The organism is Gammaproteobacteria bacterium, assembly GCA_036381015.1.
In the GTDB taxonomy this organism is placed as follows: Bacteria; Pseudomonadota; Gammaproteobacteria; order Steroidobacterales; family Rariloculaceae; genus ZC4RG20.
The window spans coordinates 28,397-52,884 of record DASVDR010000026.1 but is presented as its reverse complement, the minus strand read 5'-3'; the positions used below and the strand labels follow the sequence as shown (position 1 = coordinate 52,884).

Annotated in this window: 22 protein-coding genes and 1 tRNA gene; 14 read left to right on the top strand and 9 right to left on the bottom strand. The window is 67.4% G+C overall.

Annotated elements, in window-relative coordinates; translation table 11 throughout:
• The first annotated feature begins 8 nt into the window (after window positions 1-8).
• The 6 genes from VF329_09920 to VF329_09895 all read left to right on the top strand — a co-directional run bounded on the left by VF329_09920 (window position 9) and on the right by VF329_09895 (window position 7,079).
• The gene (locus VF329_09920; protein ID HEX7081319.1) at window positions 9-908 is read left to right on the top strand and encodes a methylenetetrahydrofolate reductase; all 900 of its coding nucleotides are present in this window, start codon (window positions 9-11) and stop codon (window positions 906-908) included.
• Between the two features lie 64 nt (window positions 909-972).
• On the top strand, window positions 973-2,121 hold the full coding sequence (gene metK / locus VF329_09915) for a methionine adenosyltransferase (protein ID HEX7081318.1): 1,149 nt from the start codon (window positions 973-975) through the stop codon (window positions 2,119-2,121).
• Window positions 2,122-2,260: 139 nt separating this feature from the next.
• Window positions 2,261-3,193, top strand: coding sequence for a carbohydrate kinase family protein (locus VF329_09910; protein ID HEX7081317.1), 933 nt, complete (start codon window positions 2,261-2,263; stop codon window positions 3,191-3,193).
• A gap of 19 nt (window positions 3,194-3,212) precedes the next feature.
• Window positions 3,213-4,640: an adenosylhomocysteinase gene (gene ahcY / locus VF329_09905; GenBank protein HEX7081316.1), complete on the top strand. Its 1,428-nt coding sequence runs from the start codon at window positions 3,213-3,215 to the stop codon at window positions 4,638-4,640.
• A gap of 131 nt (window positions 4,641-4,771) precedes the next feature.
• Window positions 4,772-6,448, top strand: coding sequence for a formate--tetrahydrofolate ligase (locus VF329_09900; GenBank protein ID HEX7081315.1), 1,677 nt, complete (start codon window positions 4,772-4,774; stop codon window positions 6,446-6,448).
• Between the two features lies 1 nt (window position 6,449).
• Window positions 6,450-7,079: a phosphatase PAP2 family protein gene (locus VF329_09895; GenBank protein ID HEX7081314.1), complete on the top strand. Its 630-nt coding sequence runs from the start codon at window positions 6,450-6,452 to the stop codon at window positions 7,077-7,079.
• Between the two features lie 165 nt (window positions 7,080-7,244).
• Here the strand turns inward: VF329_09895 and VF329_09890 are convergent, their stop codons facing one another.
• The 3 genes from VF329_09890 to VF329_09880 all read right to left on the bottom strand — a co-directional run bounded on the left by VF329_09890 (window position 7,245) and on the right by VF329_09880 (window position 11,031).
• Entirely contained in the window at window positions 7,245-8,366 is a 1,122-nt protein-coding gene (locus VF329_09890) for a hypothetical protein (GenBank protein HEX7081313.1), read from the bottom strand.
• Window positions 8,367-8,426: 60 nt separating this feature from the next.
• Window positions 8,427-9,431 carry a c-type cytochrome gene (locus VF329_09885; protein HEX7081312.1) on the bottom strand — a complete coding sequence of 335 codons (1,005 nt, stop codon included), beginning with the start codon at window positions 9,429-9,431 and terminating at the stop codon, window positions 8,427-8,429.
• Between the two features lie 118 nt (window positions 9,432-9,549).
• Window positions 9,550-11,031 carry an aldehyde dehydrogenase family protein gene (locus tag VF329_09880; GenBank protein HEX7081311.1) on the bottom strand — a complete coding sequence of 494 codons (1,482 nt, stop codon included), beginning with the start codon at window positions 11,029-11,031 and terminating at the stop codon, window positions 9,550-9,552.
• A 185-nt stretch (window positions 11,032-11,216) separates the two neighbouring features.
• Between VF329_09880 and VF329_09875 the strand changes: the two genes are divergently transcribed.
• On the top strand, window positions 11,217-12,755 hold the full coding sequence (locus VF329_09875) for a phospholipase D family protein (protein ID HEX7081310.1): 1,539 nt from the start codon (window positions 11,217-11,219) through the stop codon (window positions 12,753-12,755).
• A 25-nt stretch (window positions 12,756-12,780) separates the two neighbouring features.
• On the opposite strand, the gene fdxA is transcribed toward VF329_09875, so the two are convergent.
• Window positions 12,781-13,104 carry a ferredoxin FdxA gene (fdxA, locus tag VF329_09870; protein ID HEX7081309.1) on the bottom strand — a complete coding sequence of 108 codons (324 nt, stop codon included), beginning with the start codon at window positions 13,102-13,104 and terminating at the stop codon, window positions 12,781-12,783.
• A gap of 127 nt (window positions 13,105-13,231) precedes the next feature.
• A complete protein-coding gene (locus tag VF329_09865) occupies window positions 13,232-13,552 on the bottom strand; it encodes a 2Fe-2S iron-sulfur cluster-binding protein (protein HEX7081308.1) in 321 nt (106 codons plus the stop codon).
• A 334-nt stretch (window positions 13,553-13,886) separates the two neighbouring features.
• Here VF329_09865 and VF329_09860 point away from each other — a divergent pair, with 334 nt between their 5' ends.
• Window positions 13,887-15,785 carry a 2-oxoacid:acceptor oxidoreductase subunit alpha gene (locus tag VF329_09860; GenBank protein ID HEX7081307.1) on the top strand — a complete coding sequence of 633 codons (1,899 nt, stop codon included), beginning with the start codon at window positions 13,887-13,889 and terminating at the stop codon, window positions 15,783-15,785.
• A gap of 70 nt (window positions 15,786-15,855) precedes the next feature.
• Window positions 15,856-16,863, top strand: coding sequence for a 2-oxoacid:ferredoxin oxidoreductase subunit beta (locus VF329_09855; GenBank protein HEX7081306.1), 1,008 nt, complete (start codon window positions 15,856-15,858; stop codon window positions 16,861-16,863).
• A gap of 1 nt (window position 16,864) precedes the next feature.
• Here the strand turns inward: VF329_09855 and VF329_09850 are convergent, their stop codons facing one another.
• The 3 genes from VF329_09850 to VF329_09840 are packed head-to-tail and all read right to left on the bottom strand — an operon-like array spanning window position 16,865 to window position 20,148.
• Window positions 16,865-18,190, bottom strand: coding sequence for a dipeptidase (locus tag VF329_09850; GenBank protein ID HEX7081305.1), 1,326 nt, complete (start codon window positions 18,188-18,190; stop codon window positions 16,865-16,867).
• Window positions 18,187-19,974, bottom strand: coding sequence for an OFA family MFS transporter (locus VF329_09845; protein ID HEX7081304.1), 1,788 nt, complete (start codon window positions 19,972-19,974; stop codon window positions 18,187-18,189). Before VF329_09845 ends, VF329_09850 begins: the two co-directional genes overlap by 4 nt.
• Window positions 19,975-20,007: 33 nt before the next feature.
• The gene (locus tag VF329_09840; GenBank protein ID HEX7081303.1) at window positions 20,008-20,148 is read right to left on the bottom strand and encodes a hypothetical protein; all 141 of its coding nucleotides are present in this window, start codon (window positions 20,146-20,148) and stop codon (window positions 20,008-20,010) included.
• 354 nt (window positions 20,149-20,502) lie between these two features.
• On the opposite strand from VF329_09840, the gene VF329_09835 reads away from it, so the two are divergent.
• Both VF329_09835 and VF329_09830 read left to right on the top strand, forming a co-directional pair.
• Window positions 20,503-20,871 carry a hypothetical protein gene (locus tag VF329_09835; GenBank protein HEX7081302.1) on the top strand — a complete coding sequence of 123 codons (369 nt, stop codon included), beginning with the start codon at window positions 20,503-20,505 and terminating at the stop codon, window positions 20,869-20,871.
• Between the two features lie 219 nt (window positions 20,872-21,090).
• Window positions 21,091-21,166: transfer RNA gene (locus VF329_09830), tRNA-Arg, on the top strand.
• Between the two features lie 43 nt (window positions 21,167-21,209).
• Here the strand turns inward: VF329_09830 and VF329_09825 are convergent.
• Window positions 21,210-22,538, bottom strand: coding sequence for a DUF4397 domain-containing protein (locus tag VF329_09825; GenBank protein ID HEX7081301.1), 1,329 nt, complete (start codon window positions 22,536-22,538; stop codon window positions 21,210-21,212).
• A gap of 161 nt (window positions 22,539-22,699) precedes the next feature.
• On the opposite strand from VF329_09825, the gene VF329_09820 reads away from it, so the two are divergent.
• The 3 genes from VF329_09820 to VF329_09810 all read left to right on the top strand — a co-directional run bounded on the left by VF329_09820 (window position 22,700) and on the right by VF329_09810 (window position 24,455).
• Window positions 22,700-22,849, top strand: a complete 150-nt coding sequence (locus VF329_09820; GenBank protein ID HEX7081300.1) for a hypothetical protein — start codon at window positions 22,700-22,702, stop codon at window positions 22,847-22,849.
• The gene (locus VF329_09815) at window positions 22,846-23,832 is read left to right on the top strand and encodes a DUF3187 family protein (protein HEX7081299.1); all 987 of its coding nucleotides are present in this window, start codon (window positions 22,846-22,848) and stop codon (window positions 23,830-23,832) included. The genes VF329_09820 and VF329_09815 overlap by 4 nt, the downstream gene beginning before the upstream one ends.
• Window positions 23,833-23,945: 113 nt before the next feature.
• A complete protein-coding gene (locus VF329_09810) occupies window positions 23,946-24,455 on the top strand; it encodes a cytochrome c family protein (protein HEX7081298.1) in 510 nt (169 codons plus the stop codon).
• Window positions 24,456-24,488 lie beyond the last annotated feature (33 nt).

Here is a 24,488-nt window from a genome sequence, read left to right as displayed (position 1 = left end):
AAGCGGGTATGTTGTCGAGCGACGACTTGAAGCAGCAGATCGTGGCGTTCGTCACGAATTACTCGATCGAAGCGACGCCGCACGACGAGGAAAACCTCGCGGAGCTCGCGAAGACGCTTCAGCCCGGCACTGCGGTCTACATGGCGCATCTGCCCGGGTATGCGATCGGCGACATTGCCCGCATCTGCGTCAAGCTCCAGCAGCACGGCCTGACTGCCGTGCCGCACGTCGTCTCGCGCAAGCTCGAAAGCCGCGATCAGCTCGCCCGGGCGCTCGAGGAGATGGCGCGCGGGGGTGTCCGCGAGGCGCTCGTGATCGCGGGGGACGAGGCGATCCCGAACGCTGCGTTCGGCAGCAGCCTGGAGGTGCTCGAAACCGGGCTCTTCGACGAGTACGAGTTCCGCGCGGTGGGGGTCGCGGGACACCCGGAAGGCAGCAAGGCCATCGGTCCGGCGACCACCGAAATTCTCCTGCAGAAGGCCGAGCTCGCAAAGCGAGCCCGCTTCGACGCCCGTGTCGTCACGCAGTTCGGCTTCGATCCCGAGGCAGTCACCGACTGGGAAGCGGCCACGTCAGAAGCCGGGATCGAGCTGCCGATTCACGTCGGGATGGCGGGGCCGGCGTCGCTCCGTCAGCTCGTACGCTTCGCGATGCGGTGCGGAATCGGCTCGTCCGCCCGGATGATGGTCACGCGCACCGGGGCTACGGCCAATCTGCTGCGCACGCATGCGCCCGACGAGCTGATCACTCACTTCGCCCGCCACCGGGCGACGACGTCTCCATGTCGTCTCGAGAAGGCGCATTTCTTCTGCTTCGGGGGCGTGTTGAAGACGGCGAAATGGGCGAACGACGTCATCGCCGGGCGTTTCGAGCTGAACGGCCGGGGCACCGGCTTCGAGGTCGCATGAGCCGGACGGATCGAACCTGACGACAGTCGTGCGGAAACATTAGAAAACACAGTAGGTGCAAAAGATGAGCAAGTCATACCTGTTCACGTCCGAATCCGTCTCGGAGGGACACCCGGATAAGATGGCCGATCAGATTTCGGACGCGATCCTCGACGCCATCATCTCTCAGGACGCGAAGAGCCGGGTTGCTTGCGAGACGCTGACGAAGACGGGGCTGGTCATGGTGGCCGGCGAGATCACGACGAATGCCGTCATCGAAGCCGAGGAGATCATCCGCAAGGTCGTGCTCGATATCGGCTACGATCACTCCGACAAGGGGTTCGACGGCAACACGTGCGCCGTGCTGAACGCGCTCGGCAAGCAGTCGCGGGACATCGCACAGGGCGTCGACCGGTCCGATCCGGAGGAGCAGGGCGCCGGGGACCAGGGCCTGATGTTCGGTTATGCCACGAACGAGACCGATACGTTCATGCCGGCGCCGATCATCTACGCACACAAGCTGCTCGAGCGGCATGCGGAGCTGCGCAAGTCCGGAGGCGCCAACTGGGCGCGACCCGACGCGAAGAGCCAGCTCACGTTCCGCTACGAGGACAACAAGCCTGTCGGCATCGAGGCGGTGGTGCTCTCCACGCAGCATAGCCCGGACATCTCCCAGAAGGACCTGCACGAAGCGGTCATGGAGGAGATCATCAAGCCCGTCCTGCCGACGAAATGGATCACGAAGGACACGGTGTACCACATCAACCCGACCGGCCGGTTCGTGATCGGCGGGCCGATGGGGGACTGCGGGCTTACGGGGCGGAAGATCATCGTCGATACCTACGGCGGCATGGCGCGGCACGGCGGCGGCGCGTTCTCCGGCAAGGATCCGTCGAAGGTCGACCGCTCGGCCGCGTACGCGTGCCGCTACGTCGCGAAGAACATCGTCGCGGCCGGCCTCGCCGAGCGCTGCGAGGTGCAGGTGTCGTACGCCATCGGCGTCGCGCGGCCGACGTCGGTCACGGTCGAGACGTTCGGCACGAACAAAGTGCCGGAAGAGAAGATCGTCGCGGCCGTGCGGGAGAACTTCGATCTTCGGCCCTATGGCATCATCAAGATGCTCGATCTGCTGAGGCCGATCTACCGGAAGACCGCCGCATACGGCCACTTCGGTCGGCCGGATTTCAGCTGGGAGAAGACCGACAAGGTCGAGGCCTTGAAGGAATTCGCCTGAGCGGCGCGCGCGTCCAGGCGCGGGCGCTAGCGCCGGCGACGATGGTGTCCGGTGCGCTCGGGCTCGACTCGAGCGCGCGGCCGGCGACTGCCGGCAGCGGATTGCTCGAGCGACTTGACTCAAACGACGAGACGAAAGCATGACGGCATTGATCTGCGGCTCGGCGGCCTACGACAACATCATGGTCTTCGAGGATTCGTTCAAGAATCATATCCTGCCGGACAAGATCCACATCTTGAACGTCGCCTTCCTGGTGCCGAAGCTGCGCCGCGAGTTCGGCGGGTGCGCGGCGAACATCGCGTACAACCTGAAGCTGCTCGGCGAGGATCCGCTGCCGATGGCCACAGTGGGGAGCGATTTCGGCGCGTACCGCGAGTGGCTGGACAAGTGCGGAATTCGACAGGACCACATCCGCGTGCTCGACGACGTGCTGACGGCGCAGGCCTTCATCACCACCGATCTCGACGCCAACCAGATCACCGCGTTCCACCCCGGCGCGATGAATTTTTCCGAGCGCAACAAGGTGAGCGACGCGAAGGGTGTCACGATCGGCATGGTGTCTCCCGACGGTCGCACCGGCATGATCGAGCATGCCGCCCAATTCGCCGAAGCCGGCATCCCGTTCGTCTTCGATCCGGGTCAGGGCATGCCGATGTTCAACGGCGAGGAGCTGAAGCGCTTCGTCGAGCAGGCCACTTGGGTCACGGTCAACGACTATGAGTGGCAGCTGCTGAAGGACCGCACCGGCTGGGACGTGACGGACATGACGGCGAGAACCGACGCGCTGATCGTCACACGCGGCGGCGAAGGATCGACGATCTACACGAAGGATCGGCAGTACGACATTCCCGCGGCGAAGCCGAACGCCCTAGAGGACCCGACCGGATGCGGCGATGCCTATCGGGCGGGGTTGTTGTATGGGCTGATGAACGGGCTCGACTGGGAGACGACCGGTCGCATCGCGAGCCTGATGGGCGCGATCAAGATCGAGAAGCCCGGCACGCAGAACCACAGCTTCACTCGAGACGCGTTCGAGCAGCGCTTCAAGGCCGCATTCGGCCGATCCATTTGAACCTGAGGAGTCACTCGCAATGAGCAAAGAGGCATTGGCCGCAGAGAACGCCGAGAAGGATTACTTCGTCAAGGACATTTCGCTCGCGTCCTACGGCCGGATGGAGATCGAGCTGGCCGAGCACGAGATGCCGGGCCTGATGAAGATCCGTGAGGAATTCGGCCCGCAGCAGCCTCTGAAGGGCGCGCGCATCACGGGCTCGCTGCACATGACGATTCAGACCGCGGTCCTGATCGAGACGCTCCAGGCGCTCGGGGCTCGCGTGCGCTGGGCGAGCTGTAACGTTTTCTCCACGCAGGACCACGCCGCGGCAGCGATTGCCGCGCGCGGCACGTCGGTGTTCGCCTACAAGGGCGAGTCGCTCGAGGAGTACTGGGCGTTCATCGATCGCACGCTCGACTGGGGCGACGGCGAGGTTCCCAACATGATCCTCGACGACGGCGGCGACGCAACGCTGTTCGTGCACCTCGGCTACAAGGCCGCCAAAGATCCGTCGATTCTCGACAAGGAGCCGGAGAGCACCGAGGAGAAGGTGCTTTTCGCACAGTTGAAGAAGGCGATCAAGGCGAACCCCGGGCGGTTCGAGAAGATGGCGAAGGAGATCCGCGGCGTTTCCGAGGAAACGACGACGGGCGTGCACCGGCTCTACCAGATGCACAAGCGCGGGGAGCTGCTCTTCCCGGCGATCAACGTCAACGATTCCGTCACGAAGTCGAAGTTCGACAACCTTTACGGCTGCCGGCATTCGCTCGTCGACGGCATCATGCGCGCTACCGACGTGATGCTGTCCGGCAAGATCGCGGTCGTGGCCGGATACGGCGACGTCGGCAAGGGGTCGGCGCAGTCGCTCCGCGCGCAGTCCGCCCGCGTCATCGTCACCGAGGTGGACCCGATCTGCGCGCTGCAGGCGGCGATGGAGGGATATACGGTTCGAACGATGGACGAAGCCTGCAAGTACGGCGACGTCTTCGTCACCGCCACCGGCTGCGTCGACGTGATCACCGAGGAGCACATGAAGCAGATGAAGCACAACGCAATCGTCTGCAACATCGGGCACTTCGACAACGAGATTCAGGTCGACAAGCTGCGCAAGTACAAGTGGGAGAACATCAAGCCGCAGGTGGACCGCATCACGTTCCCCGACGGTAAGAGCATCATCCTGCTCGCCGAGGGCCGACTCGTGAACCTCGGCTGCGCCACGGGGCATCCGAGCTTCGTGATGTCGAGCAGCTTCACGAATCAGACTCTCGCGCAGATCGAGCTCTTCAAGAACACGGAGAAGTACCCGCTCGGCGTCTACGTGCTGCCGAAGCACCTCGACGAGAAGGTCGCGGCGCTCCACCTGGAGAAGCTCGGCGTGGAGCTCACGAAGCTCACGCCGCGCCAGGCCGATTACCTCGGCGTGCCGCAGGAGGGCCCGTTCAAGTCCGACCACTACCGGTACTGACGTGCGCGCGGGAAAAGAGGTGACAGACACCTTTTTTCCCGCTGTTTTCGCAGAGTAAATGTATCCGTAGGCGGAAAAAAGGTGTCTGACACCTTTTTTTCCGCCCGCCCTTTTCCGATTGCAGGCGAGCTATGAACGACGACATCACGATAGCCCGTAGCGCGAAGCTCGAGCGGATCACCGATCTCGCGGAGCGCCGGCTGGGCATCGACCCCACTGACCTCGAGCCGTACGGGCACTACAAGGCGAAGCTTTCAGCCGGCCTCATCGACAGGCTGAAGGATCGTCCGGACGGCAAGTTGATCCTCGTAACCGCGATCACGCCGACGCCGGCCGGAGAAGGCAAGACGACGACGACGGTAGGCCTCGGCGACGCGTTGAACCGGATCGGCAAGAAGGCGATGGTGTGCGTGCGCGAGCCCTCCCTCGGGCCGTGCTTCGGCAGCAAGGGCGGCGGCGCAGGCGGAGGCTATGCGCAAGTGGCCCCGATGGAGGACATCAATCTCCACTTCACCGGCGACTTCCACGCCGTGAGCCTCGCGCACAATTTGCTCGCTGCGCTCGTCGACAACCACATCCATTTCGGCAACCCGCTCGGCTTCGATCTCCGCCGTGTGACCTGGCGCCGAGTCGTGGATGTCAACGACCGCTCTCTGCGCAACATCGTCATCGGCCTCGGCGGCACCGCGCACGGCGTGCCCCGGGAGACGGGCTACGACATCGTCGCGGCGTCGGAGATCATGGCCATCCTGTGCCTTTCGACCTCGTTGCAGGACATGCGCGAGCGCTTCAGCCGGATCATCGTCGGCTACACGCGCGACGGCAAGGCCATCACGGCCGGCGACCTCAAAGCTCAGGGCGCCATGACGGTGCTGATGAAGGAGGCGATCAAGCCGAATCTCGTGCAGACGCTCGAGAACACGCCGACGCTCGTCCACGGCGGACCCTTCGCGAACATCGCGCACGGCTGCAACTCCGCGCTGGCGACCCGCACGGCGTTGAAGCTCGCCGATTACGTCGTCACGGAGGCCGGCTTCGGCGCCGATCTCGGCGCCGAGAAGTTCATCGACATCAAGTGCCGCAAGACCGGCTTGAGGCCACGCGCGCTGGTGCTGGTCGCCACCGTCCGCGCCCTGAAGTACCAGGGCGGCACGGAGCTGGTGGACCTGAACACGGAGAACCTCGAGTCGCTCGAGCGCGGAATGGTCAACCTCGACCGCCATGTCTCGAACATCCGCAATCACTACGGCATGCCCGTCGTCGTCGCGATCAACCGCTTTGGCAGCGACACGGACAAGGAGCTTCGTTTCGTCATCGACCACATGGCGGAGCAGGGCGTGAAGGCGGTCGTTGCCGAGCACTTCTCGAAGGGCGGTGCGGGGGCGACGGATCTCGCGGAGGTCGTCGTGGAGACGCTCGAGGGGCCGGCGCCGGAGCTGCGCTTCGTGTACGAGGACAAGGACACGCTGTGGCGCAAGATCGGCAAGGTCGCGGAAAAGATCTACGGCGCAGCCGAGGTCATCGCCGACACCGCGGTCCGCAAGAAGATCGAGAAGTATCAGGAGGACGGCTACGGCCACTTCCCGATCTGCATCGCGAAGACGCAGTATTCGTTCTCGACCGATCCGAAGTACCGGGGCGCGGCGAGCGGCCACGTCTTCAAGGTCAGGGACGTGTACCTTTCGGCAGGCGCCGAGTTCCTCGTCGTGCTCGGCGGTGACATGATGACGATGCCCGGACTGCCGAAGAAGCCCGCGGCCGACCATATCGACGTCGACGAGAACGGCGAGATCGTCGGGCTGTCGTGACATGACCGGAGGCGTGCGCGGCGCCGCGGGGCAGGCGGGCGGTTCGAGCCGCAGCCGCGTCCCGCCGGGCGGCCGCTGCTCGGCTCGGCGCGGAAAGCGGCGGTGCGCCGCCTGCGCGGCGCTCGTGCTCGCCTCGTGGTGCTCGGCCGCCGGCGCCGGCGACACCGCGGAGGAGGCGGGTGACGTGCTGCGCGTCGCGATCCCCGCCGCCGCGCTGGCCGTCACGATTCGACGGGACGATCGCGACGGGCGCCGACAGCTCTACCGCGCGTTTGCGGCGAACGTCGCCGCGACATGGCTGCTGAAGGAGACCGTCGAGGACGAGCGGCCCGACGGCTCCGACGACGACGCGTTTCCGTCCGGCCACACGTCGGTGGCGTTCCAGGGTGCCGCGTTCCTCCATCGCCGATACGGCATCCGCACGGCGTGGCCCGCCTATGCGCTCGCCGCATTCACGGGCTGGAGCCGCATCGATGCCGACGAGCACGACGAAGCCGACGTGCTCGCGGGCGCCGCGCTCGGCATCGGCGCGTCGTTCCTGCTGGTCGACAAGCTGGAACGGAAGCGCATCGCAGTGATTCCGGCGGCCGGAGACGGCGCCTGGGGAGTGCGTATCACCGGGTCGTTCTGACGAAGCGGCCCCGGCGGACAACGGCGGCCGAAACCGTGAGCGGCGCGGGAAGCCCAGAACGCCGCGACCGACAGGCCGTGTCCGGCAGCGCAATCGCGCAAAAGAAAAGGCCGGCGAGTGCCGGCCTTTTCGCGTCTGCGCGTTCAAGCGCGCGTCCGTATCGGGCTACGCGCCGATCTCCTTGCGCACGATCGCGGCCGCTTCGGCCAGGTTCTTCAGCTTCATCTTCGCCACCATGCGCGCCAGCGGCTTCATGCCGCAATCGGTGCTCAACGTGAGCTGCTCGGGCGACACATACTTCAGCACCTCGCGCACCCGATCGGCGATCATCTGCGGCGGCTCGATCATGCTCGTGCGGATGTCGAGCACGCCGATCTGCACACCCTTGTCTTTCGGGCAATTCTTGAGGAATTCGACTCCGGCCATGTGCCGGTTCGCGTAATCCAGCACGAACTCGTCGATACCCGCCGTATTCCAGTAGTGCGGCAACACGGTCTGATAGCCCTCGGGGAAGGTGCCGCTCAGAATGTCGTTGCCCCATGCGTTGCCGAAGCAGAAGTGCCAGCCGATCTTCGCGTCGACGCCGTCGCACATCATCTCGATGCTCTCGCGGACCCACTTGTAGTCGTCTGGATTGTTCGTGAACAGCGGCATCCACGCGCCCAGGTCTTCGATCTGCAAGTACTTCGCCCCGAGCTTCACGAGCTCCTTCATCTCCTTGTTGAAGATGGGAACGAGAGCGAAGGTAAGGTCCTTCGCGCTCTTGTAGTAGGTCTTGTCGCTGAAATAGACGTGCCACGCGAGATTCGCGGGGCCGGCGCCGATCGAGACTTTGATCGGAGCGTGCGCGTGCTGGCGGGCGATCTGATACAGATCGCCCCAGCGCAACGTGTCGGGCTTCTGGTCGACGGGGCCGCTGACCATGACGCCGCCCCAATCGTCCATGATCGCCTTGCCCTGGCTGGGATCGGCGCCGACGTAGCTCGGGTGCGGGTTGCGGGCCGGCTCGAAGCCCGGAATTCGCTCGTAGAGGTACCAGCAGAACGAGCCGATGACGCCGACGTAATCGTCGTACCACATGTTGCCGTCGGTGACGATGTCGAGGCCGGCTTCCTCCTGGTCCCTGATCACCGCTGCCACGGCGTCCGTGTAAGCCTCCTCGTGCGCGACTTCCTTGAAGGCGACTCGAACGTCCCGGCCGAGCAGCTGGTGCTTGAACCAATGCGGCCGCGGGTACGATCCGACCATTGTCGTCGGGAGCACGGTATCGACTATTTTCGTTGGCATTACGGGATTCTCCTCGATGCTGCTTGCCGGTGCGTTTGTGTCAGGATTTATCGTCTCGGCCTATTCCGCGGCCGGCTCTTCGGCGGCTGCCGCCGGGACGACGTCGGGCAGCGGGGGCAGCGAGCGCAGGTACGCGACGATTGCGTCCAAGTCGCGCTCCTCCATTTTCGCGTACAGATCGAACGGCATGAACGGCAAGAGCTCTCGGCCGTCGCGGCTCACGCCTTGGGTGATTGCGCGCTTGATCTCCTCGTCCGTCCAGCCTCCGAGGCCGTCCTCGTGCGGCGTGATGTTCGCCGAGATCGCGGTCCAGTCGTAATGGAAGGGCATCCGGTAGACGTTGCCGCCGCGTCCGAGCTGCGAGTAGTCGATGACGCCGTTGACATAAGTGGTGTGGCAGTCCATGCAGTGGCCGACGGGGCCGGCGAGATACTCGCCGTACTTCACCGGATCGTCGCGCGGCACGTCGGGCACGTTGCCGGCCGGCGGCTGCGGCATCAACGGAATGTCGAACGTGCTCTGCGGCACCTCGTTGCGAATCGGCTCCACGGTCTTGATGTACGCGGCGATCGCGTACGCATCCGTGTCCGACATCTTGTTGTAGAAATGGAATGGCATCGGCGGGCCGAGCACGCGACCGTCCGGGCGAACGCCCTCGCGGAGCGCCTTGACGATATCCTCCTCGGACCACGAGCCGATGCCGGTCTCCATGTCCGGCGTGATGTTCGCCGCGTACGCCGTGAACACCGGCTCTTCGATCACGAATTCGCCCGCGTAAGCCATCGTCTCGTCGAGTTTCCCGTCCTCGAGATGCGGCGTGTGGCAATTGCCGCAGCCGGCGATGGTTTCGACGAGGTACTTGCCGCGCGCGAGCTGGGCGGCACGGTCCGGGTTCTCGGCCGCGGCTTGGTCCGGGCTTTGAGCCGCTTGGCCCTGCGGCTCGGCAGCAGCCGGCGGTGCGCTGCCTTGCTCTTGCGGTGCGGCTTGGTCTTGATCTTCTTGCGCGCACGCGCTCGCCGCGAGGATCGCGGCGGCAATCAGCAAGCGAAATCCCCGTGAGCTCATAGTCTTGTTCTCCTCCCGCCGGGACGGCCCGTAAACTCTAGCACAGCTCGGCGCCCGGACGGGAAAGCCCGGGGCGGCGGCGGACGTCCGGAAGCGCGTGCGGGCCCGTGCCGAGCGGTCAGTGCCCGGGGTTCAACATGAACGGCGGCGGATAATGACGGCCGCCGCGCTCGAGCGTGATCCACCGCGTCTCCGTGAACTGCTCGATGCCGGCTCTGCCGCCGTGGCGTCCGAGGCCGCTCGCGCCGACGCCGCCGAACGGAACGTGCGGCTCGTCGTGCACCGAGCTGTCGTTCACGTGCGCCATGCCGGTGCGCAGCCGGCGCGCGATCGCAAGGCCGCGTTCCTCGTCCCGGGTGATGATGCCGGCCGAGAGGCCGTACTCCGTGTCGTTCGCGATCCGCACGGCGTCGTCCGAGTCGTTCGCGACGATGATCGGCGCGACGGGGCCGAAAGTCTCCTCGCGGTACACGCGCATGTCGGCCGTCACGTTGCCGAGCACCGTCGGCTCGAAGAACAGCCCGTTGTTCCCGCCGCCGCAGAGAAGCGCCGCACCCTTCGCGACCGCATCATCCACCTGCGTCCGTATCTTCTCGACCTGCCTTTGATTGATTACCGGGCCGATGCAGTTGCCGAGCTCGCGCGGATCGCCGACCTTCAGCCGCTTCGCCACCGTCACGAGCTTCTCGGTGAACTCGTCGGCCACGCGCCGGTCGACGATGACCTTCTCGACTGACATGCAGATCTGCCCCTGGTGCATGAAAGCGCCGAAGCTCGCCGCATTCACGGCGCGCTCGATGTCCGCGTCGTCGAGGACGATCAGCGCGTCCTTCCCGCCGAGCTCCACGCAGCACTTCTTCAGCAGGCGGCCGGCTTTCGCCGCGACCTCGCTGCCGACGGCCGTCGACCCGGTGAAGCTCACGCCCCGGACGGCCGGGTTCGAGATCAGCTCGTCGCCGACCTCGGCGACGTGCTCCCGGGAGCAGGTGACGACGTTGAACACGCCTTTCGGCACGCCGGCTTCCTCCATGATCTCCGCGATCATCACGCCGCCGGCCACCGGCGTCTCCTCCGACGGCTTCAGCACGACCGCGTTGCCGACCGCGAGAGCGACAGCGAAGCCGCGCGAGGACAGGATCAGCGGGAAGTTCCACGGCGAGATCACCGTGACCACGCCGAGAGGCTCGCGTACGACGAGGCTCAGCTTGTTGAGATCGGACGGGAGAATCTCGCCAGTGACCTGGTAGGCCGCGGCAGCCGCCGCGCGGTACACCCCGGCGCTGTATCCGGTCTCGAACATCGCCTTGCCGATCCAGGAGCCGCCTTCGTCGACCAGCACCTCCTGGAGCTCCTTCTGCCGCGCCTCTAGAATGTCGCCGGCTCGCGCCAGGATGCGCGCGCGCTCCGAATGGGTGAGCGCGGCCCACGCGGGCTGGGCCGCTTCGGCCGCCGCGATCGCTGCGGCCGCGTCGGCTCGGGAGGCATCGGCAACGTGCGCCCAAACGTCGCCCGTGGCCGGGTTGTAGACCGGAAACCGGGCATCGCCTCGAGCCGCGGTCCACTCGCCGTTGATGAAGAGATCCCGTTTGCTGCTGGCCATGACTGCTCTCCTGGATGGTGACGGCGAGGGCGCGCGCCGGAAACCCTTCGTCGGCCGGCGTTCCGCCTCCCGTGCGCGACTGGGGCGTGCGCGTTCCGGGTGCCGACGGCAACGTAGTATATTCAAGCGTTCCACGGCTTGTCAGGCCAGCTGCCTGCCCGCCGTCGCAAGCAGCAAGAGATAACGTGTCAGCTCCGCAGCCCGAACGAGGCGGACCACGGCGGTGGCTCGCGCTGGCCGCCTGCATGCTTTGCGCGTGCGCTCCGCTTTCCCCGCGCACGTCCGCCCCTGCGCATCACGCGCGGCCGGCCGACGCCGGCGCGCTTGCCGAGCACGGGGAGCGCGTCGAGGCGCGGCTCGCGGAGCAGGAGTCCGCGTACTGGCTGCTCGACGACAATGCCGAAGCCCTGCGCGTGCGGATCGCGCTCGTCGATCTCGCCGAGCGCACGCTCGACATTCAGTATTTCATCTGGCAGGACGACATGACCGGCCGGCTGCTGATGCAGCACGTGCTCGCCGCGGCCGACCGCGGTGTCCGCGTGCGCTTCTTCGTCGACGATCTCGGGATGGTCGGCCGCAACGACGAGCTCGCGGGCCTCGCGGCTCATCCGTCGGTCGACGTGCGGCTCTTCAATCCGTGGAAGGTCCGCTTTCCGCCGATCCGCCCGTTCGAGTTCGTGTTTCGCATCGGCGTCTTGAATCACCGCATGCACAACAAGCTGCTGATCGCGGACGGACGCTTCGGCATCGTCGGCGGACGCAACATCGGGGACCGATACTTCGGGGTCTACGAGGAGTTCGTGCAAAACGACATCGACCTGATGGTGGCGGGCCCGCTGCTCGAGGACATGGCGAGGAGCTTCGACACGTTCTGGAACAGCGAGCACGCGCACCCGGTGCGCGCCGACGGCCCCGAGGCGGACGCGCGCCTCGCGGCTTTGCGCCGCCGCTGCGCCGCGAGCGTCGCGGCCAACGAGACGATGTTGAGCGCCTTCGGCGCCCCGGTGGAGGGCTGGCAGGACTATTTCGGCGCAGTCATGCAGAGCGCGATGCACGGCCCCGGGGAGCTTTATGTCGACTCGCCGGACGTTCGAGCCGACGCGTCGAGCGGGCTCTACGAGCAGTTCAAGTCGCTCCTGTCGCGCGCGCGGAGAGAGCTGATCCTGAGCTCGCCGTATCTCGTCCCGGACGAGGAGTTCGTCGCGCTGCTCGAGCGTCTCGTCCAGCGCGGCGTCCGCGTGCGGGTTCTCACGAACTCGCTCGCATCGAACAGCCACGTGGTCGCGCATTCCGCGTACAAGGATCGGCGGCGCGAGCTGCTCGAGACGGGCGTCGAGCTCTACGAGATGCGGGCCGACGCCGAGGTGCTCGGCCGCTACCGCACGCCGCCGGCGGACCCGAATTGGCTCGCCTTGCACACGAAGGCCGCCGTCGTCGACGGCCGCTGGAGCTTCGTAGGCTCGCCGAACATCGATCCGCGCTCGATGGTCCTGAACACCGAGATCGGGGTGGTTGCCGACGATCCGGAGCTCGCAGGCGAGCTGACCAGGCTCTTGAACCGCGACATGCGGCCGGAGAACTCGTGGCGCGTGACTCTCGAGCCCGGCGGGTGGCTGAAATGGTGGAACGGCGACGATGCGCTCGGCCGCCAGCCCGCGAAAGGCTTTCAGCAGCGCGCGGTGGAGTTCTTCCTGAACCTGATCCCGATCAAGAATCAGGCGTGACGCGGCCGGCCGCCGCGAGCGCCGCTCAGCGCTCGAGGTGCTCGAGCTTGTCCTTCACGTCCTTCCAGGCGTCGGCGTCCTCGGGAGGATCCTTCGCCTTCGTGATGACCGGCCATTGCTTCGAAAGCTCGGCGTTCAGCTCGAGGAACTGCTCCTGGCCGGGCGGCACGTCGTCCTCCGAGCAGATCGCGTCGACCGGACACTCGGGCTCGCACAGCGTGCAGTCGATGCATTCCTCGGGGTCGATCACGAGCATGTTTGGCCCTTCGTGGAAGCAGTCGACCGGGCACACCTCGACGCAGTCGGTGTACTTACACTTGATGCAGGCCTCGGTGACTACGAAGGTCATCCTTGATTCCCTTGTCCGGAGCGGCGTCGAAGTGCGCGCATTGTGCTACAAAACCCGGCCTCGTCCAAGGTCGTAGATGCCGTAGAAGCGGGCTTCGCGACGCAGCCTGCGGCGGCTGCGCCGGCGCTCAGATCTGCGCTTCCGGCACGCGCACGAGGAGCCCGTCGAGCTCGTCCGTGAGCTGAATCTGGCAGCTCAGGCGGCTGTTCGGCCGGCGGTCGATCACGCAGTCGAGCATGCCGTCCTCCTGGGCGTCCGGCGGAGAGAGCTTCTCGAGCCACTCCGGGTCCACGTAGACGTGGCACGTGGCGCACGAGCACGCGCCGCCGCACTCGGCCACGATCCCCTCGACGTTGTTGTCGATCGCGGCTTCCATGACGGTCGTGCCCGGCGCCGCGTCGACCTCCCGGGGCGTGCCGTCGGGCTCGATGTAGGTGACTTTCGTCATCGTGGGCACCGGTCGTCCGTCGCCGACCACACTCCTCGAAATATGCATATGCGCTGCGTTTCGGCCGGTCTTTCGGCCGTCCACGGTATAATGGACAACGTTCTCGAGCTCCGGGTCCCTTTTTCGAGCCAAACCCCTGCCGCGCCCTGTCGGCAGGCCACGCGCCGGGGTAGACTCCGTCCGCGCGGCTGGCCCGCGAGCGTTCCCGCCGAGCGGCCGCGGCGGATCATCCATGAATGCGAACGGCCCGTCCGCACGATGATCGCCGCGCAGTTTATTGCAAAATGGCGGGCTTGTTGACCGCGCCGGCGACGGAGCGCCGGCGCCGGCACGAATGATGATCGAAGGCGACACCAGCATCGAATCCGGCTCCATCGTCGTCCGCTTCGCCGGAGATTCCGGCGACGGCGTGCAGCTGATGGGAACGCAGTTCGTCGGCGCGACGGCGCTGGCAGGCAAGGATTTCGGCACGTTCCCGGACTACCCGGCCGAAATTCGCGCTCCCGCCGGCACGACGTACGGGGTGTCGGCGTATCAGATTCATCTCGGCGCGGGCCCGATCACGACGGCCGGCGACGCGCCGCAAGTGCTGGTCGCGTTCAACCCTGCGGCGCTGAAGGTCAATTTGCCCGCCGTAGAGCCCGGTGCGCTGATCGTCTTGAACACGGCGGGCTTCACGAGCCGCGGCCTCGCGAAGGCGGGCTACGACGAGGACCCCCGCAAGAGCGGCGCGCTCGACGGCTACCAGGTCGTGGAGCTCGACATCGCGAAGCTGACGGCCGAGGCGGTCGGCTCGTTCGGGCTCTCGAAGAGCGACGCGGGCCGCTGCAAGAATTTCTGGGCGCTCGGCCTCGTGCAGTGGATGTTCGGCCACGAGGTCGACTCGATCGAGGCGTGGATCCGCGCGCGATTCGCCGACAGCCCTCCGATCCGCGACGCGAACGTCGCGGCGCTTCGGGCCGGCCATGCGTACGGCGAGACCGCCGAGCTCGCGGCCGCGATCCCGCGGCTTCGCACCGGCAAGGCCGTGTTTCCGCCCGGCGAGTACCGGGGAATCCGCGGGAGCGACGCGCTCGCGCTCGGCATCGCGGCCGCCGGCGAGCTCGCCGATCGGCCGGTGATCTTCTGCTCTTACCCGATCACGCCGGCGTCGCCGCTGCTGCACCGGCTCGCCCAGATGGGCGAGCACGGCGTCGCGGTGTTTCAGGCGGAGGACGAGATTGCCGCCGTGTGCGCGGCGATCGGCGCCGCCTACGGCGGCGCGATCGGCATCACGTCGAGCTCGGGGCCCGGCATCGCGCTGAAGACCGAGGCGATCGGCCTCGCGGTCGCCGCCGAGCTGCCGCTCGTGATCGTCGACTCCCAGCGCGGCGGGCCGTCGACCGGGCTGCCGACGAAGACCGAGCAGTCGGACCTTTATCAGGCGGTCTACGGCCGCAACGCCGACACTCCGGTGCCGGTCGTCGCGCCGCGCTCGCCGAGCGACTGCTTCGACGTCGCGATCGAGGCCGTGCGCATCGCGCTTCGCCACATGACGCCCGTCTTCCTGCTCACGGACGGCTATCTCGCGAATGCGGCCGAGCCGTGGCGGATTCCGGATCTCGACGCTTATCCGCCGATCGAGACGCGCACGGTCGACCCCGGGCGTCTCGCCGCCGGCGGAGCGCCGCCGATCTTCGATCGCGACCCGGCCACGCTGGGGCGTCCGTGGATCGCGCCGGGCACTCCCGGGCTGATGCATCGCATCGGCGGGCTCGAGAAGGACATTCGCACCGGAGCGATCTCCTACGACGCCGAGAACCACCAGGCGATGGCACGGCTGCGCGCCGAGAAGGTGGCGTCCGTTGCGCGCTTCATTCCCGAGCAGCAGGTGGACGTCGGCGCGAGCGAAGGCGCGCTCGCGGTCGTCGGCTGGGGCTCCACCTTCGGGGTGCTGTATCAGGCCGTCGAGCAGGTCCGGCGCACGGGGGCGAAGGTCAGCCTGATCCATCTGCGCCATCTGAATCCGTTCCCCGCCAACCTCGGGGCGCTGCTCGCGCGGTTCGACCGAATTCTCGTGCCGGAGATGAACATGGGGCAGCTCGCGACGCTGCTGCGCGACCGGCTCGGCGTGCACCCGGCGCAGCTGAACAAGGTCAGCGGGCAGCCGTTCCTCGTCTCCGAGGTCGTCGCGGCCGTGCGCCGGGAACTCTCGACGATTCCGGGGGCCCAACGGACTCCGAAAGCCGTGTGAGCGCGGGGGAAGGGACGCCGGAGCGGCTCCGCACGCGGAGTCGGCTCGCCGGCCGGAAAGGTAGCCGCGAATGAGCGCCATGCAGACCAGCAAATCGAGCCCGAAGGACTTCGCCAGCGAGCAGGAGGTTCGCTGGTGTCCCGGCTGCGGCGACTACGCGATCCTGAAGGCGATGACGAAGGCGCTGGCCGACGTCGGAGCCCGTGCGGAGAAAACCGTGTTCGTCTCCGGCATCGGCTGCTCGTCGCGCTTCCCGTACTACATGGAGACCTACGGGTTCCACACGATCCACGGCCGCGCGCCGGCGATCGCCACCGGCCTGAAGCTCGCGCAGCCGGACCTCGACGTGTGGGTCGTCACCGGCGACGGCGATGGGCTCTCGATCGGCGGCAATCATCTGCTGCACGCGCTTCGCCGCAACGTCGGCTTGAAGATTCTGCTCTTCAACAACGAGGTGTACGGTCTCACGAAAGGGCAGTACTCACCCACGTCGCGCCCGGGTACCCGCACCCCCTCCACGCCGAGCGGCTCGATCGATCCGCCGGTCGTGCCCGGTCTCTTCGCTCTCGGTGCCGGCGCGCGGTTCATCGCGCGCGCGATCGACGTCGACAAACCCGGCCTGGGGGCCGTGCTCGAGGCCGCGCATGCGTTCTCCGGCGCCGCGTTCGTCGAGATCTTTCAGAATTGCATCGTCTACAACGACGACGTGTTCGCGGACTTCACGTCCAAGGAGCGCGCGCCCGAGGCGCAGCTCCGCGTGCGCCACGGCGAGCCGCTCCTGTTCGGCGAGGGCAACGGCAAGGGCCTGCGTTTGAACCCGCAGACGCTGGCTCTCGAGGTCGTCGACGCGCGGGAGCGGCCGGGCGACGTGCTCGTGCACGACGAGACGAACCGGACGCTCGCGCAGCTCTTGCTGTCGATGAGCCCGCCGGAGCTGCCGATGGCGCTCGGTGTCGTCTACCGCAATCCCGCCCGGAGCTTCGAGCAGGCCTTCTACGCGCACCATCCCACGCGGCTCGCCCGCACGGCGAAGGTCGCGGACGCGCTGCGCCGCACGAGCACGTGGCGGGTGGCGTGAGTCAGCCGCCGGCGGCCACGCGCTCCACTTCCCGCCAGACGCGCAGGAAATTACCGCTCCAGATCTTTTGGATCTCCTCGTCGGTGTAGCCCCGCCGCTGGAGCTCCGCGGTGACGTTCGGCGTCTCCGACGCGTCCGTCCATCCGATGATGCCGCCGCCGCCGCCGAAGTCGGAGGCGATGCCGACGTGATCGATGCCGATCAGATCGACGGCGTAGTCGATGTGATCCACGAAATCCTCGACGTCGGCAGGCGGCCACTGCTGCTGAATGTCGCGGATGCCGCGCAGAAATTCGTTGCGCTCGGCTTCCGGCAGCGCGTCGAGATCCGCCGGCGTGCTCACCCCGTAGCGTTCTCGAAGCTCGGACTCCGCGGCGGCGGCCTCGGGCTGCACCTTGACGTACGCGTCGAATGCGACGATCTGCACGACGCCGCCGTTGTCGCGAAGCGCGAGCAACGTCTCGTCGTCCAGGTTGCGAGGGTGATCGCCCATCGCTCGAATGCCGGAATGCGATGCGATCACCGGCGCCCGCGACAGCCTGATCGCATCGAGAGCGGTCGCTTTCGACGCGTGCGAGATGTCGACCATCATGCCGAGCTCGTTCATGCGCGCGATCACCTGCTCGCCGAACTCGCTCACGCCGTCGTGCTCGGACTCGGCGTCGCCGAGCTCCGCGCGCGGCATCGCGGAATCCGCGATGTCGTTGTGGCCGTTGTGAACGAGCGTCATGTAACGGGCGCCGAGCTCGTAGTAGCGGTCGAGGAGGGCGAGATCACGCCCGATCACGTAGCCGTTCTCGATCCCGATGGCGGCGGCGAGCCGGCCTTCCGCGATCAGCGCTTCGACGTCGTCGGGCGTGTAGGCGAGGCCGATCCGGTCCGGATAGAGCTCGATCGCCATTCTGCGAATCGCGTCGAACTTCGTGAGAGCGTCGCGCTGCGCGGCGGCGTAGTTCTCGGGCGTACGCGCGGTCTGGCCGACGTACACGATGAAGAACGCCGCGTCGAGCCCGCCGCGCAACATCTTCTCGAGGTTCACCTGGAGGTCGCCGTAGAGCGGATCGACCGCGGGCGTCGCGAAGTCGAGCGGGATGTCGACGTGAGTGTCGAGCGTCAGCAGGCGCTCGTGAAAGGGGGAAGCGGCCGGGGTCGCTGAAGGCGCCGGGGCTGCTGGAGGCGCCGGAGCCGCCGTCGCGGCGGCAGCGGGTTCCTCGTCCCGCGCAGTGCACCCGCAGAGGGCGGCGGCGAGCAGCAGCGCGGCGGCGACGGCGGCCGCGCCGCGGGTCTGCAGGCCGGCGCGTGCCGGCGCTCGGCTCGGCGCGCTCATGCGCGGCTCCGCGGCACCGCGGAGCCCGCCGCGGACGCGCGAAACGCCGTCGAAACGGCCGGTGCCGAGGCGGCCGGGGCCATATTCTCGGATTCGTTGGCCTGCATGTAGTGCTTGCGGTCTACCGGCGACATCAACGCGTTCGCGACGAGCGCGATCGCGAGCAGCGCCGCCATCAGATACATCGTGGTGTTGTAGAGGCCGCTCGTCGGATCCACGGTGCCGGGAGGCGCGATCTCCATCAGATTCGCAATCGTGACCGTGCGCTGCGCAACAAGCTGGTCGAGCTGCTCGATTCCGGCCCCGAAGGCTTGCGCGAAGGCCTGCGGATCCACGCGGGCCGCGAGGTCGCGGATCGCCGAGCTCATCGCCTGCTCGCGCAGCGACGTGATCGCGACCGGACCGAAAATGCCGGCCGCGCTCCATGCCGTCAGGATGCGACCGTGAATCCCGCCGACGTAGCGCGTGCCGAACACATCGGCGATGTAAGCGGGGATCGTGGAGAAGCCGCCTCCGTACATCGAAAAGATGACCATCGTGGCGGCGTAGAAGTAGACGAGCCACACCACCGACGGGCTCACGCTGACCTGCCCTGCGGTGTACGGTATCGAGAGATACAGCACGATGCCGAGCACGAGGAAGATCCAGTAGGTGTTCTTCCTGCCGATGTAGTCCGATGCGCTCGCCCACGAGAACCGGCCGAGCATGTTGAACACGCTGATCATCACCACGTAGGTCGCCGCGAACGCGCCGTCGACGATGCCGGGAAGCGCGGTGCCGAAGATTTCCGTCATCATCGTTCTCGCGACGCTGAGCACACCGATGCCCGCCGTGACGTTCAGGCAGAGAACGATCCACATCTGATAGAACTGCCTCGTCTTCAGCGCCTGGTTGATGTGCACGTCGCCGCGGGTGATCATCTTGCGCTCGCGATACGCCTCGTCGGGCGGTGCCCACCCGGCCGGCTTCCAACCGGGCGGCGGGACGCGATACGAGAATGCCGCCGCGGTCATCACGATGAAGTAGATCAGCCCGAGCGTGAGGAACGTCTGCGCGACGCCGACGCTGCCGGTGCCCACGAGGTAGACGCCTTCCGGCCCCGGCACGATCATCCCGGCCACGTCGTTCGGACCGACGACGACGGCCTCCCGCATCGCGCCGTCGATCTCGGCGAAACGCCGGCCTTCGCGCGTGACGAGGTCGACCTCGGCAACGGTGCCGACGTACTGCGGCGGCTCGTAGTAGAACTCGATCAGGTTCTGCTTCAGCGGCGCGCCGATCATCGCTCCTCCGCCGAACCCCATGATCGCCATCCCGGCCGCCATGCCGCGCCGGTCGGGGAACCAGCGGATCAGCGTGCTGACCGGAGACACATAGCCGAGCCCGAGCCCGCACCCGCCGATCACGCCGTAGCCGAGATAGACGAGCCAGAGCTGGTGGATGAGGATGCCCGCTCCGCCGATCAGGAAGCCGCCGCCCCAGCAGCAGGCGGCGACGACTCCTACGGTGCGCGGACCGACGTCCTCGAGCCATTTGCCGGCGAACGCGGCGGACAGGCCGAGAAAGACGATCGCGACGGTGAAGATTTGCACGACGCTGCCGAGCGACCAATCGTCGGCGGCCGGCCTGACGACGCCGAACACCCGGATCAGCGCCGGGTTGAAGATGCTCCACGCGTAGACGGAGCCGATGCAGAGGTGAATCGAGACGGACGCGACGGGTACCCACCACCGGTTGAACCCGGCGCCCGCGACGATGCGCTCCTTTGATAATAGATTCGTCATGCTACCTCCCCGTGCCGCCCGCGCCGCCGCCCGTCACCACTTGCGGCTGAACCAGAAGAAGCCCGAGCCGAGCGCCACACCGATGAGTCCGGCAATCGGATTGTCGTTCGTGATCTGATAAAGGCTGTAGAGCAGAATGACAATCGTCATGCCGTAGCGCATGAAAGGGGACATTGCTTCACCTGTCTCCGATTCTGGGGCACGGGTTCCCGTGCGGCCGCCACCTCAGCCGTTCCCTCGACACGCGCCATCGCCCTCCGGACCGACCCTCGCCCGGGAGGGCGAGGGATGTTTATAGCACGGAATTATTTCTCGTCGGAGCGCGGGATCAGCGGCCCGGGGGCCGAAGCCGGGCGTTGCGGGCCGGATCGGCGGCGACGTGCGGCCCGGCGATGAGCGGCGACGTGCGGCCGGCGATGAGCGGCGACGCCGGTGCGGCGAGAGGGGCGGCTGCGCCGCCGCGCGGCGGTTTTACGGGTCGCGAAACCTGCTACGCTCGTCGGCCCGACTGGACGAGACGCGCGCACGATGCACACCGCGAGAACCGCAGCCACCGCAGTCCTGCTTTTCGCCGCAATATCCCGTGGGCTTGCTCAGCAGCCGGAGCCGGAGGATCGGACACCGACGATCGAAGAAAGAGTCGCCGCGCTCGAGCGCGCGGTCGCGCGCCTCGACACGCGTCTCGAGGCGCGCACCACGGGCCGCGCAGTCCCGCCTGCCGCGGCAGCGGCGCCGCTCGAGCAGCGAGTCGACGAGCTCGAGCGGGCGCTCGCTGTGCTGCGAAGCGATCTCGTGCAAGTCGAGCGGACCGCCGATACGGCGCTGCGAACGGCCCTGGAAGCGCAGCGCTCGGCGTCCACGGCCGAGAGGATCGCCCGCGATGCGGCGCGCCGCTGAATGCGTGCTTCGTCATTGTGCTCCGCTCGGTGCCGCTCACGTCCCCGCGCGCGGCGCCGTTCGCGGACTCGATCGATCGGCGTGCCGACGGGCTTCCTCCCGGTTCCGAGAGCAATACGTGACGGGCGCGGAAGGGCCGCGCCGGAGAAGTCGGCGAAGATACACTGTAGAATCGAAGAACGTCGTCGTGCGACGGTTGCTCGATCGTCGATTGCGCGCGCCCCGGTAGCTCAGGGGATAGAGCGTCCGCCTCCTAAGCGGAAGGTCGCAGGTTCGAATCCTGCCCGGGGCACCATTCTCACGCGTTATGCCGGAGACTGAGGTAACAGCCGGCTTCCTCAGTCGAAACCTTCGAGCAGCCGGACGTCCACCGTGCCGGACGTCTCGCCGTTCACCGCGAGGATCGTGTAGAGCCCTTCCGTGAGCGACACCTCCGTCGGGCCCGCGACAATGGTCTCCGTATCCGAATCGCGGATCAGCAGCTCGTAATCCTCCGGCACGGGAAACGGGCCGCGCGCGCTGATGCCCGGGGCGTCGATCTCGAACAGCGAGCCGAGATCCGTGATGTCGGTCCCCGGCGGGACGAGAAAGAACTCGAGAGGCGTGAACTGGCTCGCGCCGTTCATGAAGCGCACGAGCCCCTCGCCGGCAATGAAGCGGTCCTCGTCGGACCTGACGTCGATCGACAGATCGCCGGGCTCGCCCGCGAGCAGGACCGTGCTCACACGGCCCGGCACTGCGTTGAACGTCTCCTCGAGCTCGAGCGCGCCGGTATCGCCGACCGGCGTGATCGTCAGTTTTGTTTCACCGGGCGGAACGATCGTGACCGCGGATACTGCCCCGAACGGCAACGCCGGCACCGCCGGCGCCGTGAAGTCGTCGTCCAAGTATGCGTCGCGCGCGGCCTGGTCGGCGGCCGCATTGATCAGCACGAAGCCCGACTGCACATTGGCGTCGAGGAGCACGCGCTCGTCGGTGCCGACGGAGACGACGCTGAGCGGTGCGATCTCCGACGTGCCGTCCGCGACGACGAACGCGACGGACTGGCCGGCCTCGAGCGTCACCGGATCCGAGGTCAGCAGCACGTTCGCCGGATTTCCCGCCTCCGTGAGAATCACCTGGTAGTCGTCGGCGGCCCGTGTGACGGGCTCGAGGGTCTCACCGAACGCGAGCGTGCCGATGGGTGTGGCAACGGAGAAATCGCTGCCTTCGGGTTCGACGTAGACGTCGAGGTTTCCGAAGGAAGGAGCGCCGTGCACGGCGACGATCTCCGCGTCCGTGCTGCTCGAGAAGGGCGCTTTCTCGACGATGATCGGCTCCACCTGACCGTCGGCTTCCGTCAGCACGAAGAGGTAAGCCGTGTCTTCCACGAGCACATGCGAGAAGCTGCGAATCCGTTTCGGCGTCGAGGACGCCGGGTCTTGGACCTCGATGTTGAAGTCGTACTGGTCCGCGTCGAAGGTGAGCGTGCCGGAAACCTCCCGGTAGTCCACCGTCGCCTCGCTGCGCTCCTCGCGCAGAAAGTCGATCTCGGAGGTCGTGGGCGCGACATGAACCACGTGCACGTTCACTCGCGGCGGACGCACGCGGCCGCCGTCGTCGCAGCCGGCGAGCGCGCCGGCGAGCGGCAGCAGGAGGACGGCAATGGGTCGGAATGCTTTGCTCATGACGTCGGGCATGCGGAGGAGGCGGGTAATGTTACAGGCTCACCCGCGCCGAAGGCGAGGAGGCGCGGTGCGGCCCGGTCTGGTGCGAGCCGGCGAGCCGCCGGTACAATCGGGGCTCGATTTGCGGCGGCAACGTCGAGGGAATGCGCTCGAGCGGAACCATGGCGGGCTTCACCGCCAAACCCCAGAACCATGACTCGGGATTGTTCGCGGCGCCGTTCGGCCGGCTCATCGCGCTCGCCGTGAGCCCGGCCGCGGCCCCCGCAGGGCGGCGGCCCGACGAGCCGATCGCGATCGAGCGCCGGGCGTGACGATCGTGCTGCGCACGGCCCGCGGCTGCGCTGCGGCGTTGGCCCTTCTCGTGTCCGCGTCCCGATTCGCGGCGGCCGAGTATGCCGAGCCGTTTCGCACGCGCAACCTGAGCCCGCTCGTCTCGATGTTCGGGGTTCCGTCGTGGGAGATGCCGCTGCTCGGCACGCGGGTCGAGGTCACGTCGGAGCTCGCGAATCACTACCGGCTCTCGCGCGCGGGCGGCGAGACGCTGATCCTCGACGGCGAGACGTGGCGCACGAGCGTTGCGGTGCGCCACGGGTTCTCCGGCGGATGGTCCGTCGGCGCTGAGATCCCGTACTACCGCCAATCCGGCGGCATGCTCGACAACGTCATCGATGCGTGGCACTCGGTTTTCAATCTGCCGGACGGCGGCCGCAACCGCCGTGAGGAAGACCAGCTCGCGTTCGTTCTGGCGGACCGCGCCGGCACGTTCTTCACGCTCGACGGGCGCGGCCGCGGGCTCGGCGACCTGCAGCTCGAGCTCGGCCGCCGCCTCGGAGCGGGCGAAGGCTACCTGCTCCAGGGGACGTTGAAGGTGCCGACCGGGGACGAGGACGTGCTCGCCGGAAGCGGCGAGTTCGATCTCGCTGTCACGTTGACGCGAACGCGACGAGTCGTCGTCCGGAATCGACCGGCTGCTTTCTTCTGGGGCGTAGGCGGCATGCTGATCGGCGAGCCGGAACGCATCCGCTTCGACGCGCGCCGCGCCGGCCTTCTCGCGATGCTCGGCGGAAGCTTCAAGCCGTGGATGCGCACGGGATTCAAGGCGCAGCTCGACGTCCACTCCGCGCTCTACGACTCGCCGCTCGATGAGATCGGCAAACCCGGCGTCCAGGCGACGATCGGCGGGTGGCGGGAAATCAATCCGCGCGCCGTTGTCGAAGTGGCCGTGAACGAGGATGTCGCGGTCAGCACGTCGCCGGACGTCGTCCTGCACGTCTCATTCGAATGGCTGTTCTGAGCCGGCTTCGGCGCGGAGGGCGGTGTGCCGCGGCCGCAGGGCTCGCGGCTGCGCTTCTTGCCGCATGCGGCGGCGGGGAGCGCGGGCCGCGCACGGCGACCTCGGCGGCTGACTTGACGGCCGCCGAGGGAGCGGAGCGCACGGGCGCTGACTATCCGGCTGGCGCGAGCGCTGACGACGCGGCCGCCGCGGGAGCTGGCTACGCGGCCGCCGTCGGCGCCGAGCACGCCGGCCCGGCCGGCGCCCGCGGGCCCACTCCCGCCGCGCCGAAGGCTTTCGCCGACCCGCGCTTCGCGAACGCCGATCTCGGCCGCGGCGAGGTCCTGAGCTACGCGTGCCGGGCGTGCCACTCGCTCGCGGCCGGGGAGGAGAGCCCGATCGGCCCCCCTCTGCACGGCGTCTTCGGGCGCCCGGCGGGCGCTGTCCCGGGGTTCGAGTACTCCCGAGCGCTGCGCGAGTCGGGCATAGTGTGGACGCCGGAGGCGCTCGACGCGTGGCTCTCCGCGCCCGCGGACTTTCTCCCCGGCAACGCGATGGCCTTCGCGGGGTTCCACTCGGCCGAGGACCGGCGCGACTTGATTGCGTATCTCCTCGAGGAGACGAGCAGACCCGCGCAGCGCTGACCGCGGGCGGCCGCGGCGGCCCGCGGTGCGTCG

Excerpts from the sequence above, each read along its gene's own strand:
- VF329_09825 (HEX7081301.1), bottom strand. The coding sequence starts at position 22,538 with ATGAGCAAAGCATTCCGACCCATTGCCGTCCTCCTGCTGCCGCTCGCC.
- VF329_09885 (HEX7081312.1), bottom strand. The coding sequence starts at position 9,431 with ATGAGCTCACGGGGATTTCGCTTGCTGATTGCCGCCGCGATCCTCGCG.
- VF329_09920 (HEX7081319.1), top strand. The coding sequence starts at position 9 with ATGTTGTCGAGCGACGACTTGAAGCAGCAGATCGTGGCGTTCGTCACG.
- VF329_09855 (HEX7081306.1), top strand. The coding sequence starts at position 15,856 with ATGAGCGCCATGCAGACCAGCAAATCGAGCCCGAAGGACTTCGCCAGC.
- VF329_09895 (HEX7081314.1), top strand. The coding sequence starts at position 6,450 with ATGACCGGAGGCGTGCGCGGCGCCGCGGGGCAGGCGGGCGGTTCGAGC.
- fdxA (HEX7081309.1), bottom strand. The coding sequence starts at position 13,104 with ATGACCTTCGTAGTCACCGAGGCCTGCATCAAGTGTAAGTACACCGAC.
- VF329_09890 (HEX7081313.1), bottom strand. The coding sequence starts at position 8,366 with ATGCCAACGAAAATAGTCGATACCGTGCTCCCGACGACAATGGTCGGA.
- VF329_09865 (HEX7081308.1), bottom strand. The coding sequence starts at position 13,552 with ATGACGAAAGTCACCTACATCGAGCCCGACGGCACGCCCCGGGAGGTC.
- VF329_09840 (HEX7081303.1), bottom strand. The coding sequence starts at position 20,148 with ATGTCCCCTTTCATGCGCTACGGCATGACGATTGTCATTCTGCTCTAC.
- VF329_09910 (HEX7081317.1), top strand. The coding sequence starts at position 2,261 with ATGACGGCATTGATCTGCGGCTCGGCGGCCTACGACAACATCATGGTC.
- metK (HEX7081318.1), top strand. The coding sequence starts at position 973 with ATGAGCAAGTCATACCTGTTCACGTCCGAATCCGTCTCGGAGGGACAC.
- VF329_09850 (HEX7081305.1), bottom strand. The coding sequence starts at position 18,190 with ATGAGCGCGCCGAGCCGAGCGCCGGCACGCGCCGGCCTGCAGACCCGC.
- ahcY (HEX7081316.1), top strand. The coding sequence starts at position 3,213 with ATGAGCAAAGAGGCATTGGCCGCAGAGAACGCCGAGAAGGATTACTTC.
- VF329_09835 (HEX7081302.1), top strand. The coding sequence starts at position 20,503 with ATGCACACCGCGAGAACCGCAGCCACCGCAGTCCTGCTTTTCGCCGCA.
- VF329_09820 (HEX7081300.1), top strand. The coding sequence starts at position 22,700 with ATGGCGGGCTTCACCGCCAAACCCCAGAACCATGACTCGGGATTGTTC.
- VF329_09845 (HEX7081304.1), bottom strand. The coding sequence starts at position 19,974 with ATGACGAATCTATTATCAAAGGAGCGCATCGTCGCGGGCGCCGGGTTC.
- VF329_09880 (HEX7081311.1), bottom strand. The coding sequence starts at position 11,031 with ATGGCCAGCAGCAAACGGGATCTCTTCATCAACGGCGAGTGGACCGCG.
- VF329_09900 (HEX7081315.1), top strand. The coding sequence starts at position 4,772 with ATGAACGACGACATCACGATAGCCCGTAGCGCGAAGCTCGAGCGGATC.
- VF329_09860 (HEX7081307.1), top strand. The coding sequence starts at position 13,887 with ATGATGATCGAAGGCGACACCAGCATCGAATCCGGCTCCATCGTCGTC.